This window comes from Paraburkholderia azotifigens (assembly GCF_007995085.1).
GTDB classification, from domain to species: Bacteria; Pseudomonadota; Gammaproteobacteria; order Burkholderiales; family Burkholderiaceae; genus Paraburkholderia; species Paraburkholderia azotifigens.
This window is the reverse complement of record NZ_VOQS01000003.1, coordinates 2,768,206-2,782,993: the sequence shown is the minus strand read 5'-3', so window position 1 is coordinate 2,782,993 and position 14,788 is coordinate 2,768,206. Positions and strand designations below refer to the sequence as shown.

Here is a 14,788-nt window from a genome sequence, read left to right as displayed (position 1 = left end):
GTCGACGCTCGCTTGACGACGATCAAGCGAACGCGCTCTTTTCGACGGAGAATCGATTCGTCGCCCTCTCACCCGATACGGAGAAACATCATGGAGGAATCATCCAGCGTGGAGCTAACCGACCGCCGCACGCTCCAGCGCATCATGCTGGCGATCGACGACTCAGAAGCGACGATGCGTGCCGCCGAGTACGCGAAGACGATGTTCGCCGGACGCGCGACGATCAGGGTCGTCACGGTTGCGCAGAATCCGCGCACGCTATTTCCGCTCGGCTCGACCACACAAGACTTTCTCGCCGCTGCACGGGACGAAATCGTCGGCGATTCGCGCGCCGCGCTTGCCAGGATCGAAGCCATGTTTGCAGGCACGCAACTGGAATTCGGCCTGATCGACCTTTCCGTTCACCGCGGAAATACGGCGGACGCATTACTTGAAACCGCGTCGGACTGGAACGCCGATCTGATCGTGATGGGCATGCGGCACCATCATGGCCTGTTGCGCTGGGTCGAAGGCACGGTGTCCGAACCCGTTGCACGCCGCGCGAGCTGCTCGTTGCTGCTGGTCCCTGAAGACAGCCGTGTTGCAACCGATGCGGCCGCCCAGCGAATGGTGTTTGCGATGGATGGCAGCGCGTGTTCGATCACGGCGTTGCGCACGGGCCTTCAGCTGGCCACGCCTGACAGCCGGTTGCGCGCGATCTTCGTCGTGGACCGTGCGAGCAACGTGATGGATGGCGAGGCCATCCGCATCATGGAAAGCGCGAATCTCGAAGAGGGTTGCACAGCACTCGAACGTGCAGCGCGCATCTGCGCCGAACAGGGGCGCTACATGGAGACGGCGCTGCTCAAGACGCATGCGACCCGCGACGACATCCCCCACACGATCTTACGGGACGTTCAGGACTGGAAAGGCGACCTGCTCGTACTCGGCACTCACGGCAGGCGCGGCTTCGAGCGTTGGCTTGTCGGCAGCGTCGCGGCCCGCACGGTGCGTCTCGCCGATACGCCTGTATTGCTCGTGCACGACCGTGAAGCAATGCCCGCCAAGGTCTGACAGCACGAGGGACACAGCGGCGCCGTTGCTACGGCGCCTCTCTCGCCGAAGGAGGTTTCTCCTCCTTCTTGTCGACGCGCCGCTTCCTTTGCCAGCGAGCCGGCCGCAGCCGCAAATGCCGTTCGTGCAGCAGCAGCCCCCAGTCCAGCCTGACGAACAGTACCAGCAGTCCTAGCGTGACGCACTGCGAGCCGATGAAGTACAGACTGAGAAACGCGCCCTCGGCCTCTGTCTCGAGGTCCAGCACTCCATGCGCCCACTGCGCGAGACTGGCCCACGCCGTATAGCTGGCCACCCGTCCGACAAAAAACGGGACGCCGATCAGCCAGAGATCGGCCCGCATGAGTCCGTAGGCGATGAAGAGATAGTTGGACGGCAGCGGGCTGAAAGCATAGAGCAGGATCGCCCCCGCCGTCGTCGCTTTGTGTCGGCCGATACGCGACTTCAGGATGTCGACGTTTTCGCGATCCGCTTCCCGCAAGAGCCTGCTTCGAACCAGCCACCCCGCACTGCGCGCCAGCACGAGACGCGCAAGCGTCGCCGCACCGGCAGCCACGAATGCGATCAGCAGCGGATTGGCTTCGGGCTTCTGGAAGCCGATCCAGGACATGGCGAGCCAGGTCGGCGGAGCGAACGCCGGCATCAGGTTCAGCACGAAAACGGCCGCAAACAGGATGCTCAGGTACTGCATCACGAGCGCGCCCTCCTCTCTGTCGCCCTGGCGTCACATCAGGTCGGCCAACACCGCGCGCATGTCGAACACGGTCGCGATGGCGGGGATCGTCAGCAGCATGGCCAGGGCAGCCAACGCAAATCCGGCAACGGCCCATCCGTACGGGTTCGCATTCCGTAGAGCGTGCGCTTTCGCACCTCTTGCGAGCAGACGCACGCCGAACATGAGGCCGAGATTGCCCGACACGAGCAGCGGAAAGGCGACCGTGCGCGCGGCGACGGCATCGAGCCCGACGGAGAGCGCGATGGCATACGCCAACACGACGATGGCGCCAACGATGCATCCCAATGTCACGCTGGTTGCCAGCGTTCGGTTGGTCATCAGCCTCTCGCCAACACGTCGCGGCCGTTCCCGCATCACATTGGACCTTTCCCGCTCGTTCTCGAAGACAATCGAACAAACCGGGGTGATGACCAGTTCGAGCGCGACGATATGAATGGGTCCAAGCATGGGTTGCCAGCCCGCGACGACGGGAATAGTCGCGGCGGCGACCATCGGGATGTGCGCGGCAACGCTATAACTGATTGCCCGCTTCAGGTTACCGTAGATGCGGCGGCCGAGACGAATGGCCGACACGATCGGCGAAAAATCGTCCCGTAACAGCACGAGGGACGCGACTTCGCGCGCCACTTCGGCACCGCGCCGTCCCATCGCGATGCCGATATGCGCCGCCTTCAGCGCGGGTGCGTCGTTGACGCCGTCGCCCGTCATCGCGACCACTTCGCCAGCGCGGCGGAACGCTTCTACAAGCCGCAACTTCTGTCCGGGTGTCACGCGCGCAAACACATTCGACTCGCGTATCGCCCGCTGCAATGCAGCATCGTCCATGGCGGCGAGTTCGGCACCTGTCACGACGGGTGCGGCGGCAATTCCGACTTCCGTGGCAATCGCACAAGCCGTCGATGGATAGTCGCCCGTGATCATGACGACCCTCACACCTGCCGCCTTGCATTCGGCGATTGCGCCCGTGACATCCGGGCGGACGGGGTCGAGCAGTCCGACGAGACCGACGAACGTGAAGTCAAACTCGCGCTGTCCTGCAGGCCACGCTTGCCCATCGTGGCGCGCCTTTGCAACGCCGAGCACGCGCAGCCCCTTCTCCGCCATGTGCGTCGCACGTTCCAGCAAGGCTTGCGCGGCCTCGGGCTGCATATCACACAAGGCACAGATCGCCTCGGGTGCCCCCTTGCATGCGACCAGACTTTCTCCGGGTTCGGACGTTCGCCATCCATGCGACATGGCTGGCAACTCGGGACTCAACGCATACTCTTGCACGAGCGACCAGTGTGGATGCAGGCGGCCCGTGTCGGCGAGGTACGCGTGGCCCGCCTCGTGAAACGCGCGCTCCATCGGGTCGAGCGGCTCGATCTCGCTTGCCAGCACGAGATACTCGATCAGTTCATGAAAGGGCTGTGTGATGGCAGGTTCGTCGCCCCTCAGCCACGCCTCCTCGCCGTTTGCGTAGAGCGTACGGACCGACATCCGGTTCTGCGTCAGCGTGCCCGTCTTGTCGACGCACAGCACGGACGTCTGCCCCAGCGTCTCGATCGCGCTGAGCCGCCGCGTCAATACGCCCTCGTTGACGATGCGTCGTGCGCCCAGCGCCATGAACACGGTCATGATGACGGGCAGTTCCTCGGGCAGAAGGCTGATTGCAAGTGTGATCCCCGCGAGCAGCCCCGGAAGCCATGCGCCGGTGCGCCAGCGGTAAGCGAGCACCAGCAATGCGCAGATGATCAACGCCAGCGTCGCGAAGCGTCTGACGAACGTGCGGATTTCGAGTTGCAAGGGCGATGACGGTTCTCTGACATCGGCAAGCTGCATGCCGATCCGTCCGAGTTGCGTGTGCGCCCCGGTAGCCGTGACCGTCATGCAACCCTGGCCACGCACCACCATCGTCCCGGAGAACAGCATGTTAGACGTAGCCTCTTGCCGCATGCCGCCGGAGAGACCGGGGTGTTTGTCGACCGCGACGGATTCCCCCGTGAGCAGCGATTCGTCGATGCTCAGTTCGTGCGCTTCGATCAGCGTGCCATCAGCGGGTATCTTTGCGCCTTCCTCGACGAAGACGATGTCGCCTGGAACGAGTTGCACCGCCGACACCGAGTCTCGCTTTCCGTCGCGCAGCACATGGGCACGCGGCGCCGAAAGATCGCGCAGCGCCCGCAGCACACTTGCCGTTCGATGACTTTGAAAGGCAGTCAGCAATACCACTGCCAGGACAAATGCGAGCAGTGTGATCGCTTGCGGCGTATCGCCCAACAGACCATACAGCGCGGTGGCGATGAGCAACAGGAGGAACATCGGCTCCGTGAGCACGTCGCGCGCGGTACGCCACCATAGCCTGTCCGACGCCGATGCGATCACGTTCGGGCCGTACCGCGCCTGCAACGCGGCCACTTCGGCGCTCGTCAGACCCGATGCCGTGTCCTCGCGTCTCATGGGCTCACGCAAGTGTACGGAGACCGGTCGAGGCGAAAAGCGATCTTTTTGAGGGTTTGCATATCGGCTTTTGCCTCCCGACAGTCGGGCGTGGCGACAAATCAGTCGGCGTTCTTCCAGATGACGTAGTACATCACCGCAACTGCAGCGACAGTCAGCAATGCAACGAGTCCACATCCCACTGCGATCAGTCTGACCATTGCCATCTCCACTCACCATCTTCACTGTCATTAAGCTAACACTCGCGTCCGGCACGCGATTGACCCAAGTCAAGCGCGGCCACAGCGCATCGGCTCCAGCAATTTCACTCTTGCCGGCACGACGACTGGATGGCGCATGATCCAGGTCAATGGGCGCGAACTCGAATGAGTTGCAATTGACCCATACACCCGTACGCATGGAGACCTCATGAAACTCACCTTTCTTGGCGCGAGCGAAACCGTCACCGGGTCGAAATATCTACTGGAGGAACCGGGGGTTCGCATTCTGGTCGATTGCGGGCTATTTCAGGGTGTCAAGAACCTGCGGATGCGCAACTGGACGCCGCTGCCTGTGCCCGCCGATTCCATCGATGCCGTGATACTCACGCACGCGCACATCGATCACAGCGGCTATCTGCCGCTGCTCGTGCGCAATGGCTTCAACGGCCGCGTGTATTGCACACCGGGAACGGCCGCGCTCTGCGAGATCATGTTGCGCGACAGCGCGCGGCTGCAGGAAGAAGAAGCGGACTTCGCGAACCGGCACGGTTTTTCGAAGCACCACCCGGCGCTGCCGCTCTACACGATGCAAGATGCGGAGCGCGCGCTGCGCCTGCTGGCGCCGTGCCCTTTCGACCATCCCGTCGACCTGAAACACGGACTCTGCTTTCGCTTCCTGCCGGCCGGCCACATCCTCGGCGCGGCGAGCGTCGTGCTCTGCCGGAATCACAAGGTACTGGCGTTTTCCGGCGACGTGGGGCGGCCGAATGATCCCATCATGCGTCGACCCGCGCCCCTCGCGCATGCGGACTATCTCGTGGTCGAGTCGACTTATGGCGATCGCTTGCACCCCGAGTCGAATCCGGCGGACGAGCTGGCGCAGATGTTCAGCAAGACCTTCGCGAAAGGCGGCGTCGTGGTGATGCCTTGCTTCGCCGTCGGGCGAGCGCAGGAGATTCTCTACTACATTGCCAAGCTGAAAGAGACGGGGCGCATGGCGAACGTACCCGTCTACCTCGACAGCCCGATGGCGACGAGCGTCACCGAGGTTTACCGGAAATATCTCGACGAGCATCGGTTGACCCTCTCCGAGGCTCACGCGATCGACAAGGTGGCGATCATGACCCGAACCGTCGATCAGTCGAAGGCCATCGCGTCGCATCACGGCCCAATGGTCATTATCGCGGGCAGCGGCATGGCGACGGGCGGCCGCGTGCTGCATCATCTGCACCTGTACGCGCCGGATGCACGCAACACGATCGCATTGGTGGGCTTCCAGGCGGCAGGCACGCGCGGCGCTGCCCTCGCCGCTCATGAGAACTCGATCAAGCTGCATGGCGAATATGTCCGTGTGCGGGCACACGTCGAATCGATCGCCTCGCTTTCGGCCCATGCCGACTACCGCGAACTGTTGCAATGGCTGTCGAGCCTGACGGGCCCGCCTGTGCGCACTTTCGTGACACACGGCGAACCTGCGGCGGCGGACGCGATGCGGCGCCGCATCTCCGAAACACTCCGGTGGCCTTGCGAGGTGCCCGTCTATCAACAAACGGTTGAACTCGAAGGGCTATAGAAGGGCTATAACGGCTATAACGCGAGCTACGCCTGACGTCGCTAAAGTAAAGGCGTAGTCGCGCAGCTATCTTTCGAACACGTACGTGCCGGGCGCGTCCTCCAGCCCATCGACGATTGCGCGCCCCGCCACCTCGCCGTCCGAATGGTCGCGCAGCCACGCATTCCACGTAGGCCACCATGAGCCGTCGACGGGTTCGTTGGCTGAGAGAAATTCCTGCCTGCCGCGGTATGGCTCACCGGCCGCTCTCGTTGCACAACGGTAATAGCGGTCCGGATGGCCCGGCTGCGAGACGATGCCGGCATTGTGCCCGCCCGTCGTCAGCAGAAACGTCAGCTCGTTGTGTGTGAGCAGGTGAAGCTTGTAGACGGAGCGCCAGGGCGAAACATGGTCGCGCTCGGTGCCGACGACGAACATCGGCGCTTCGATATCGGACAGCGCAACAGGCCGTCCGCCGACACAATAGCGCCCCTCCGCGAGGTCGTTGTTGAGAAAGAGCGAGGTCAGATACTCGCTGTGCATCCGGTAAGGCAGGCGCGTCGTATCGGCGTTCCACGCCATCAGGTCGTTCGGTTGCGAACGCCGGCCGAGCAGATACTCGCTCATCATCCGCGACCAGATCAGATCGCGGGCCTTGAGCAACTGGAATGCCGCCGACATCTGCGAACCGTCGAGATAGCCCTGACGCCACATCAACGCATCGAGCGCTGCGAGTTCGCTGGCGTCGATAAATAGTCCGAGTTCTCCCGGTTCGGTGAAATCCGTCTGAGCGGCAAGCAGCGTCACGGTTTTCAGTTCGTCCCCTCTGCCGTCGCGAAAGAGCGCCGCTGCCGCAATGGCGAGCAAGGTGCCGCCGAGACAGTAGCCGACCATGTGCACCCGCTGGGCGTCACGGTCGCGCACTTGCGCGAGGGCTGCGAGCAATCCCTCCTGTAGATACGCTTCGAGTCCGACGTCACGGAATGCCGCGCCGGGGTTGCGCCACGAAATCGTGTAGACGGTATGGCCTGCGTCGACGAGATAGCGGATCAACGAATCGTGTGGCTGAAGGTCGAGAATGTAGTACTTCATGATCCACGACGGCACGATCAGGATGGGTTCTTTCGCCACCGTCGGTGTCGTCGGTGCGTACTGCAGCAATTCACACAACTCGCTGCGCCAGATAACTTTTCCTGGGGTGATCGCGACGCGCTTGCCCGGCAGCCATTCCGATGAATAGTCGTGCGGGTCGCCCGAACGGTCGTGCACAAGATCGCGCACGTCAGCAAGCCAGTGCATTGCGCCCGCGACGAAGCTCGTCCCGCCGCTCGACCATGCTGCCCGCTGCACCACCGGATTGGTGGCGACAAAGTTGCTGGGCGAACACGCATCCAGCCATTGGCGAGCGAGGAAGCGCACCAGATCCTCGTGATGTCTTTCGACGCCCGGTATGTCCGTCGTCGCAGACTCCCACCACTGCTGGAGCCGGAGGAAACCGTCGCGATACGCATGAAACGGCCACGCGGCCCAGGCGTCATCCGCGAAACGTGGATCTTCGGGCACATGTCCACGCTTTTGCCTGGCCACGCTCGTGCGCAATGCGCCGTGTGCCATGTCAGCGCCAGCCAATACGGCGTCGGTCGAAAGCTCCAGTACCCTTCCCGGCGCGACCGTCATGTGGAGCGCCCAATCCATGAAGGCGAGCGCCACGGAGGTCGGGGACAGGCCGCCCGACAAAGAGGCGACGCCGGCATGCGCCGCGCGGTCAAGCGCGTCGCGTGAAAGCAGCGGATGAGACGCGCCCTCTTCGTGACAACCGGTTGGGGCGTGGTCCGGTGCATTGCCGCGGGTAACGCGACTCGCAAACATGGGCGTCGCGAGTGAAGCCATACGTTCCGGCAAGGGTTGAGGCTTGTCGTCGGCCATCAAAGGAATTGTTGCCATCGTCGTTCGTTTGTCCTGGCTATTGACCCATGCCTGCTTTACGCGGTCACGGGCTCGTACACCTGACCTGCGTCACGCTGCTGAAAGCAGGGTCTGCGTTCACACCTTGAAGGTCCGTGCCATCTTCAACTCTATCCACGTCATCCCTTCACGCAATCCGTCCAGCACGGCCTCGCGTTCCGTGCTGAACTGTTTCCCATGGAGAAAGGTACGTTCGAAGTCCCCTTCCGGCGACGAATGCTTCACCTGGACGGTCGATCGATATCCGCCGCCTTCGACCGGTTCGGTCTGCACGTTCACGGACCATGCGCCTTCCTGCACGTTTCCAGACAAGGTCATACGGGCTCCTTTTCCCTCGCCGCCGCGGATTACGAAACGGTGCGGCGGCGTGAGACGACTATGTCATTCGACAACGAGATCGTCGACCACGGCTCGCACGCCCGGCGCGCTCCACGCGGCCCCTCTCGCGACGGCTCGCTCGGCGTAAGAGCCGACTTTGCCCGACAGGGTGACGGTTCCATCCTTGACATCGATACCGATGTGCCTGACTTCGCGGTCCGCATGGCGTTGCATGGCCTGCGCAATCTGGGCGCCGATGTCTTGCGGGGCGACATGGCAACGCACTTCGATGCGGTTGCCGACGCCGCGCACCCCGCGCATATGGCTGATCGCCCGCACGACGACGTGGGCCTGGTACGCCGAGTCCACTGCGCCCGTCAAGGTGACCCATCCCCGTTCTACCTGAACCTTCACGGAATCGTCCGGCAGGCCGACAGTCCAGTGGACGATATCGTGTACGGCACCGGCGATGTCTTCATCGGTGCGTTCGTCTTTCTGGGGCAGCCGGACCTGCATGTCCACCACGACAGCTTTCACGCCGGCCACACGATGCGCCGCCTTTTCGGCAGCGAGCTTTTCAGCGTAGCTTGGAGGATGGCCGGAGAGCGTGACCACGCGATCCGTCACCTCCACGCCAATGTCCGTCGCTGTCACGGCGGGATCCCAATCGAGTTCATCCTCGACGTCCTTTCTCAATTGCCGGTCTGATTTCATTACGCATCTCCTCCATTTGAAGCGTGGTTTGCGCCACCACGAACAAGCATCGATCCACGAGCGGACGATGGGACTGATGCAGATCAAGCATGCGCGAGTTCCCGACGTCGACCTGATACTGGCCTTTTTGCAAGAAAGCCAGAAAACGTGACCCGCTGTTGCCCGGCGATTCATGCAAGGCGGCGGGTATCGTGCATTTCGTGCATTTCGCGCAGCCTGACGGCATGATTGACGCTCTCGCCGTGACCGGCTATGGGTCCCGCCCATCTATCGCGATGCGATTGACCGAAGTCAACGGTCATACTTCAGGCCGCCTCTATCCTGGAAGCGATGCACCAACGCCCAGGCGAATGCATCGACCCATCCACGAAGGAGTCGATCATGACCGACATGCAACTGCTGACGTACGAACCCGCTCACGGTCGTGCGCCGGCTCGCGCCCGGGGCGATACCCCGGCCATTATCGAATTGCCGCAACCCGACATGTCCTCGGGCGCGCCGCTGATGAAGGCCCTCGCGCTACGCGCCAGCACGCGCGAATTCTCCGATGCGCCGCTTCCATCCGCCACGCTCGGCGCGCTGCTGTGGGCCGCCGATGGCATCAACCGGCCGCGTACAGGCGGGCGCACCGCGCCATCGGCGAACGCATTCAATGAAGTCGACCTCTACGCCGTGATGCCGAACGGTGTCTACCGGTACGATGCGCCCGCGCACCGGCTCGTCCTGAAACATGCAAGCGATGCGCGCAACCTGACCGGTTACCAGGACTTCGTCGGCGCTGCGCCGCTGGACCTGGTCTACGTGGTCAACATGTCGCGCCTGCTCGGCATGCCGCCACAGCAGCGCGATATCTTTTCCGCTGTCGCGACAGGCGCCATGGCGCAGAACGTGTCGCTGTACTGCGCCTCCGAAGGCCTGGGCTGCGTCGTGCGCGGCTGGATCAATCACCGTCTGCTGAGCGACGCGCTGAAACTGAATGAGGACGAGCTCCCCATTCTTGCTCAGACGATCGGCGCGCCGGGCACGACGCTGACTTCTCTTGCAGACTGATCTCATCTGCTTTCACCGGACAGGCAGAACGATGCGCGTGCGCGCCTGCTGAATCAGCACATTGCGTCAACAAGGAAAAGTCAACAAGGAAAAGGAAACGGGCCTGAAAATCAGGCCCGTTTCGCGTCCGCCTTCATTTTGCTGGCGGCTTGAAAACCTGTCGAAAAGCGCGCCATGAAAAACAAGGCGCGCCGTGCACGCATTAGCCGATCGTCAGACGCTTCTGGTCGGTCGGCGCCTTTTTCGGCAGACTCAACGACAGCACACCGTCCTTGTACTCGGCGGTTGCTTTCGCGTCGTCCACTTCGCCGGCAAGCGAAAACGAGCGGCTGAACGCGCCGGAATACCGCTCGCGGCGGATCACGCGTTCACCTTCCTTTTCTTCCTTGTTACGCTCGACCTTGGCGTTGATCGACACGATGCGCCCGTCGATTTGCACGTCGATATCCTTCTTGTCGAGGCCCGGAAGCTCCGCCTTCACCGTATAAGCGCTATCGTTTTCCGTCACGTCGATCTTCATCGACGCAAGCTCGGCGTCCTGAGGCGTCGCCATCGACCGCATGGGCCGGAAGAAACCCTGAAACAGATCCGAAACGACCGGGTCCAGCGAGAACGGGTCAAAACGCGTCAGATTGCTCATTGCACTTCTCCTCCAGATAAGCAGGCCAGGACATGGCCCCGATTGTCCGACCGCAAAAGCCGGCTCACTGCGCGACTGCGGCACCGTAGCCCCAGCAACGCGATTCCGTACGAAATCACGCTTTCAGCGTATCCGTACCGGATTCCGAGCCGTTGATTCATGTCAATCGCGCTCGTGTCGGGCACGTTGACGGCTCGAGCGGTGCGGCTTTCATCCCGAGCACGATTCCTCGTCTTCTCCGGCTTCGATATTTGCGCCCGTGGGTGCGCCGGTGGGTGCGCCCGTGGGTGCAAGTGCATCCTGCTGTACCGCCTTCGACGTACCGTCGATCGCGCGTTGCAGCATCTCGTGATCGAGCACTTCGCGCTCGAGCAGCAACCGGGCGATACGTTCGAGCGTCGCGCGCTGGGTGGAGAGCGTGGCTTTGACACGTGCATGCGCATCGTCGAGCATCCGTCGGATTTCCTCGTCGACAAGACGCGCCGTGTCGTCGCTGCAAGACGTCCCGCGCCAGCCACCGAGTCCCGGCAGGTCCAGAGGACCCGGCGATTCGCTCATCGTTGCCAGCCCGATGCGCTCGCTCATCCCGTAACGGCTTACCATGTGCCGGGCCATTGCCGTCGCGCGATCGAGATCGTTCTCCGCGCCGGTCGACACATCGCCGAAGACCAGTTCCTCCGCGACGCGGCCGCCAAGCAGCGCATCGAGCCGGTCGAGCAGTTCGCTTTCGCGCAGCACATAGCGGTCTTCCGTCGGCACCTGCTGCGTATAACCCAGCGCCGCTACGCCGCGCGGAATGATCGACACTTTCTTGACAGGGTCGCAATGCTTGCGGCTATGGGCGACGAGCGCATGACCGGCCTCGTGATACGCGATGGTGATCTTTTCCTGCGCGTTCATCACGCGGCTCTTGCGTTCCATGCCCGTCATCGCGCGATCGATCGCTTCGTCGAAGTCGGCCATATCGACCGCCTGCTTGTCGGCTTCGGCGGCATGCAGCGCGGCTTCGTTGACGACATTCGCGAGGTCGGCGCCGACGAAACCCGGCGTGCGCGACGCCAGTTCGTTCAGATCGACGTCGTTCGCCAGTTTCACGTGGCGCGTATGCACCGCGAGAATCTGACGGCGGCCGTTGAGGTCGGGCCTGTCGATGGCGATATGCCTGTCGAAGCGGCCGGGCCGCAGCAACGCGGGGTCGAGCGTCTCGGGCCGGTTCGTCGCCGCCATGATGATGACGCCCGAATTCGATTTGAAACCGTCCATCTCGATGAGCAACTGGTTGAGCGTCTGCTCGCGTTCGTCATTGCCGGAAGTCAGGCCCGCTCCGCGCACTTTGCCGAGCGCGTCCAGTTCGTCGATAAAAATGATGCATGGCGCCTCGGCCTGCGCCTGCTCGAAAAGATCCCGGACGCGGGCCGCGCCCACGCCGACGAACATTTCGACAAAGCCCGCGCCGCTCACCGAATAGAACGGCACGCCCGCTTCACCCGCCACGGCCTTGGCGAGCAACGTCTTACCCGTGCCCGGTGCGCCGACGATCAGCACACCCTTCGGGATCTTGCCCCCAAGACGGCGATAGCGTTCGGCGTCGCGCAAAAACGCGACGATCTGGCGAAGCTCGGCTTTGGCTTCATCGATACCCGCGATGTCGTCGAAGGTAATCCCTGTTTCGTTTTGCACGAGAATATGCGCATTGCCGCGGCCCATCTTCGTGTACTGCTGCAAGCCGCCCGTGCGCCGCCATAACAGATTCCACACGAAGAACATCGCCAGCAGGGGAACGGCCCAGGACAAAAGCATGCCGGGCCACGCACTGTCGACAGCACCCGAATAGCGGATGCCCGCTGCCGTGAGCGAGTCAGCCAGACGCTCATCGGCGACGCGCATCGTCGTGAAGCGCGACGGCTCGCCGTTCCTGTTGGCGGCTGTTGCGTCGGAGGCAGGCAGCAGTGAAGCGGCACCCGGCATCTTGAGCGTTCCCGTGATGCGCGTAGGCGTCACTTCCAGGTCGGCGACTTGCCCTGCGGCAACGAGTCGCTGGAAGTCGCTATACGCAATTTCCGTCGTCATGCCTTGCGCCGTCAGGAACTGCAACACGACGACCATCACGAAGAACACCGTGAGCGCGATACTCAACAGGTCGAACCATCGGGGCGATTTGCGCGCATCGCGCGAAGGACGCTGTGTGGGCATCATGGTCTCTCGGGACGATGGGAAGCGGCGTGTCCGGTTTCACGATGTTCTGCCGGCATCGCCCCTGCCCCGTTGACGCAGATCAATCGGTTTCCCGTACGCGGCGACTTAAATAGGCAGACAGTCCATTGCGGTTGCGCACCGAATGCGCGATCGGCCAACGCTTGCGGAGGTCTGTCGTGTTGCACAAATCACTCGTATTTCATCAGGACGCGCGCCAGTTGCTGCTTAACGGCGTGAACGCGCTCGCTGAAGCCGTCAAGGTCACACTCGGCCCCGGCGGTCGCAATGTGATCGTCGAGCGTGTGCCGGGTGCGCCGCTCGTCGCGAACTCCGGGGTGGTGGTCGCCGGCTCGGTCGACCTGTCCGATCCGTACGAGGAAATGGGCGCGCAGCTGTTGCGCGAGGTCGCCACGCGCACCAGCGAAGTCGCGGGCGACGGCACGACGACGGCCACGACGCTCGCCCAGGCCATCGTCGTCGAGGGCAACAAATGCGTGACGGCGGGGCACGATCCGATGGCGCTCAAGCGTGCCATCGAAGATGCGGGCAAGCAGGTCGTCGCGGAACTCCACCGGCTTGCACGCCCGTGTTCGAGCGTCGACGAAATGCGCCAGATCGCGACGATTTCCGCGAGCGGCGATGCGAGCATCGGCACGCTGGTGGCCGACGCGGTCGCGCGCGTCGGCAAGGAAGGCGCGATCAGCATCGAGGACGGCTCCAAACTCGACGACGAACTGGAGACGGTGGACGGATCGCTGCTGGATCGCGGTCTCGTGTCGCCGCTCTTTCTCGGCGAAGACCAGCGCAATGTGGTGCTCGACGAACCGGGCGTGCTGTTGTGCGACATGAACATCTCGTCGATCCCGCAACTGCTGCCCATACTCGAAGCGGTCATGGGAACGGGCAAGCCGCTTTTCGTGATCGCCAACGAGATCGAAGGGGAAGCGCTCGCAACGCTCGTCGTCAACCATCTGCGCGGCACGTTCAAGTCCTGCGCGATCCGCTCGCCCGGCTTCGGCGAGAGCCGCACCGAGCAACTGGCGGATCTCGCCGCCCTGACGGGGGCCACCGTCATCTCGGCGCAGACAGGGCGCACGGTCGAAAACGCCACACTCCAGGATCTCGGCGCCGCGCGGCGCATCGAAATTACGCGCGACACAACGACGATCGTTGCCGGGACGGGCGACCATGCGCGCATCGCGGACCGCATCGCCGGACTGAAGAAGCGCATCGACGCAAGCGCAGCCGGATACGAGCGCGACAGCCTCAACCGGCGCCTCGCCAAACTGTCGGGCGGTGTCGCCGTGATCCGGGTCGGCGCCGCAACGGAAACGGCGCTGCGCGAACGGAAGAACCGTTTCGAAGATGCACTTCATTCGACGCGCGCGGCCGTCGAGGAAGGCTTCGTGCCGGGCGGCGGCGTCGCGTTGCTGCGCGCGCGCCGGATTCTCGAGCACTACGGCGAGACACAGGCGCAGAAAATCGGCGCGCGGATCGTGTACGACGCGCTCGCGTCGCCACTGCGCCAGATCGCGCAAAATGCCGGCGCGGATGCTCAGGCCGTCGTTCATGCCGTTGCCGCAGCGAGCGATGCCTACGGCTACGATGCCGCTCACGGCGATTATGGCAACATGATCGAGCGCGGTATCGTCGATCCCGTCAAGGTGGCGCGCACCGCCTTGCAGAACGCGATCTCGGTGGCATCGCTCCTGCTGACCACCGACTGCATGATCGTGCATCCGCAGAAGGATCGCGTCCATGGCGCGGGTCGCGGCGACTGGGGCCGGGAGTTTGCATGAGGAGCGTAGACGATGTGGTATGGGTTCATCGATGCACAGCGGCGCCTCGCTCGAACGATTGCCGGGGAAAGGCCCGGCAATGACATCGAAGCTGTCCCGATGCAAATCCCCGGGACAAATCTCGGA

Annotated in this window: 11 protein-coding genes; 4 read left to right on the top strand and 7 right to left on the bottom strand. The window is 63.1% G+C overall.

Annotated features, from left to right (window positions below; all coding sequences use genetic code 11):
• The first annotated feature begins 90 nt into the window (after positions 1-90).
• Positions 91-1,053, top strand: coding sequence for a universal stress protein (locus tag FRZ40_RS29750; protein WP_147236486.1), 963 nt, complete (start codon positions 91-93; stop codon positions 1,051-1,053).
• A 28-nt stretch (positions 1,054-1,081) separates the two neighbouring features.
• Here FRZ40_RS29750 and FRZ40_RS29745 read toward each other — a convergent pair whose 3' ends face one another.
• Complete coding sequence (locus FRZ40_RS29745; RefSeq protein ID WP_035543802.1) at positions 1,082-1,744, bottom strand: hypothetical protein; 663 nt, start codon at positions 1,742-1,744, stop codon at positions 1,082-1,084.
• A gap of 33 nt (positions 1,745-1,777) precedes the next feature.
• Positions 1,778-4,228: a cation-translocating P-type ATPase gene (locus FRZ40_RS29740; RefSeq protein WP_147236485.1), complete on the bottom strand. Its 2,451-nt coding sequence runs from the start codon at positions 4,226-4,228 to the stop codon at positions 1,778-1,780.
• A gap of 408 nt (positions 4,229-4,636) precedes the next feature.
• On the opposite strand from FRZ40_RS29740, the gene FRZ40_RS29735 reads away from it, so the two are divergent.
• Complete coding sequence (locus tag FRZ40_RS29735; RefSeq protein ID WP_028370601.1) at positions 4,637-6,001, top strand: MBL fold metallo-hydrolase RNA specificity domain-containing protein; 1,365 nt, start codon at positions 4,637-4,639, stop codon at positions 5,999-6,001.
• 66 nt (positions 6,002-6,067) lie between these two features.
• Here the strand turns inward: FRZ40_RS29735 and FRZ40_RS29730 are convergent, their stop codons facing one another.
• The 3 genes from FRZ40_RS29730 to FRZ40_RS29720 all read right to left on the bottom strand — a co-directional run bounded on the left by FRZ40_RS29730 (position 6,068) and on the right by FRZ40_RS29720 (position 8,977).
• Complete coding sequence (locus FRZ40_RS29730; protein WP_420873899.1) at positions 6,068-7,870, bottom strand: PHA/PHB synthase family protein; 1,803 nt, start codon at positions 7,868-7,870, stop codon at positions 6,068-6,070.
• 153 nt (positions 7,871-8,023) lie between these two features.
• The gene (locus tag FRZ40_RS29725) at positions 8,024-8,263 is read right to left on the bottom strand and encodes a hypothetical protein (protein WP_028370599.1); all 240 of its coding nucleotides are present in this window, start codon (positions 8,261-8,263) and stop codon (positions 8,024-8,026) included.
• Between the two features lie 63 nt (positions 8,264-8,326).
• The gene (locus tag FRZ40_RS29720; protein WP_028370598.1) at positions 8,327-8,977 is read right to left on the bottom strand and encodes a BON domain-containing protein; all 651 of its coding nucleotides are present in this window, start codon (positions 8,975-8,977) and stop codon (positions 8,327-8,329) included.
• A 381-nt stretch (positions 8,978-9,358) separates the two neighbouring features.
• Between FRZ40_RS29720 and FRZ40_RS29715 the strand changes: the two genes are divergently transcribed.
• Positions 9,359-10,027 carry a SagB/ThcOx family dehydrogenase gene (locus FRZ40_RS29715; protein WP_028370597.1) on the top strand — a complete coding sequence of 223 codons (669 nt, stop codon included), beginning with the start codon at positions 9,359-9,361 and terminating at the stop codon, positions 10,025-10,027.
• A 202-nt stretch (positions 10,028-10,229) separates the two neighbouring features.
• Here FRZ40_RS29715 and FRZ40_RS29710 read toward each other — a convergent pair whose 3' ends face one another.
• Both FRZ40_RS29710 and ftsH read right to left on the bottom strand, forming a co-directional pair.
• Positions 10,230-10,667: an Hsp20/alpha crystallin family protein gene (locus tag FRZ40_RS29710; RefSeq protein WP_028370596.1), complete on the bottom strand. Its 438-nt coding sequence runs from the start codon at positions 10,665-10,667 to the stop codon at positions 10,230-10,232.
• Positions 10,668-10,877: 210 nt separating this feature from the next.
• Entirely contained in the window at positions 10,878-12,863 is a 1,986-nt protein-coding gene (gene ftsH / locus FRZ40_RS29705; protein ID WP_147236484.1) for an ATP-dependent zinc metalloprotease FtsH, read from the bottom strand.
• A 176-nt stretch (positions 12,864-13,039) separates the two neighbouring features.
• Here ftsH and groL point away from each other — a divergent pair, with 176 nt between their 5' ends.
• On the top strand, positions 13,040-14,662 hold the full coding sequence (gene groL / locus FRZ40_RS29700) for a chaperonin GroEL (RefSeq protein WP_147236483.1): 1,623 nt from the start codon (positions 13,040-13,042) through the stop codon (positions 14,660-14,662).
• The last annotated feature ends 126 nt before the right edge of the window (positions 14,663-14,788 follow it).

Coding starts and splice junctions, on each gene's coding strand:
- FRZ40_RS29730 (WP_420873899.1), bottom strand. CDS start 7,870: ATGGCTTCACTCGCGACGCCCATGTTTGCGAGTCGCGTTACCCGCGGC.
- FRZ40_RS29750 (WP_147236486.1), top strand. CDS start 91: ATGGAGGAATCATCCAGCGTGGAGCTAACCGACCGCCGCACGCTCCAG.
- FRZ40_RS29720 (WP_028370598.1), bottom strand. CDS start 8,977: ATGAAATCAGACCGGCAATTGAGAAAGGACGTCGAGGATGAACTCGAT.
- FRZ40_RS29745 (WP_035543802.1), bottom strand. CDS start 1,744: ATGCAGTACCTGAGCATCCTGTTTGCGGCCGTTTTCGTGCTGAACCTG.
- FRZ40_RS29715 (WP_028370597.1), top strand. CDS start 9,359: ATGACCGACATGCAACTGCTGACGTACGAACCCGCTCACGGTCGTGCG.
- FRZ40_RS29725 (WP_028370599.1), bottom strand. CDS start 8,263: ATGACCTTGTCTGGAAACGTGCAGGAAGGCGCATGGTCCGTGAACGTG.
- FRZ40_RS29740 (WP_147236485.1), bottom strand. CDS start 4,228: ATGAGACGCGAGGACACGGCATCGGGTCTGACGAGCGCCGAAGTGGCC.
- ftsH (WP_147236484.1), bottom strand. CDS start 12,863: ATGATGCCCACACAGCGTCCTTCGCGCGATGCGCGCAAATCGCCCCGA.
- FRZ40_RS29735 (WP_028370601.1), top strand. CDS start 4,637: ATGAAACTCACCTTTCTTGGCGCGAGCGAAACCGTCACCGGGTCGAAA.
- FRZ40_RS29710 (WP_028370596.1), bottom strand. CDS start 10,667: ATGAGCAATCTGACGCGTTTTGACCCGTTCTCGCTGGACCCGGTCGTT.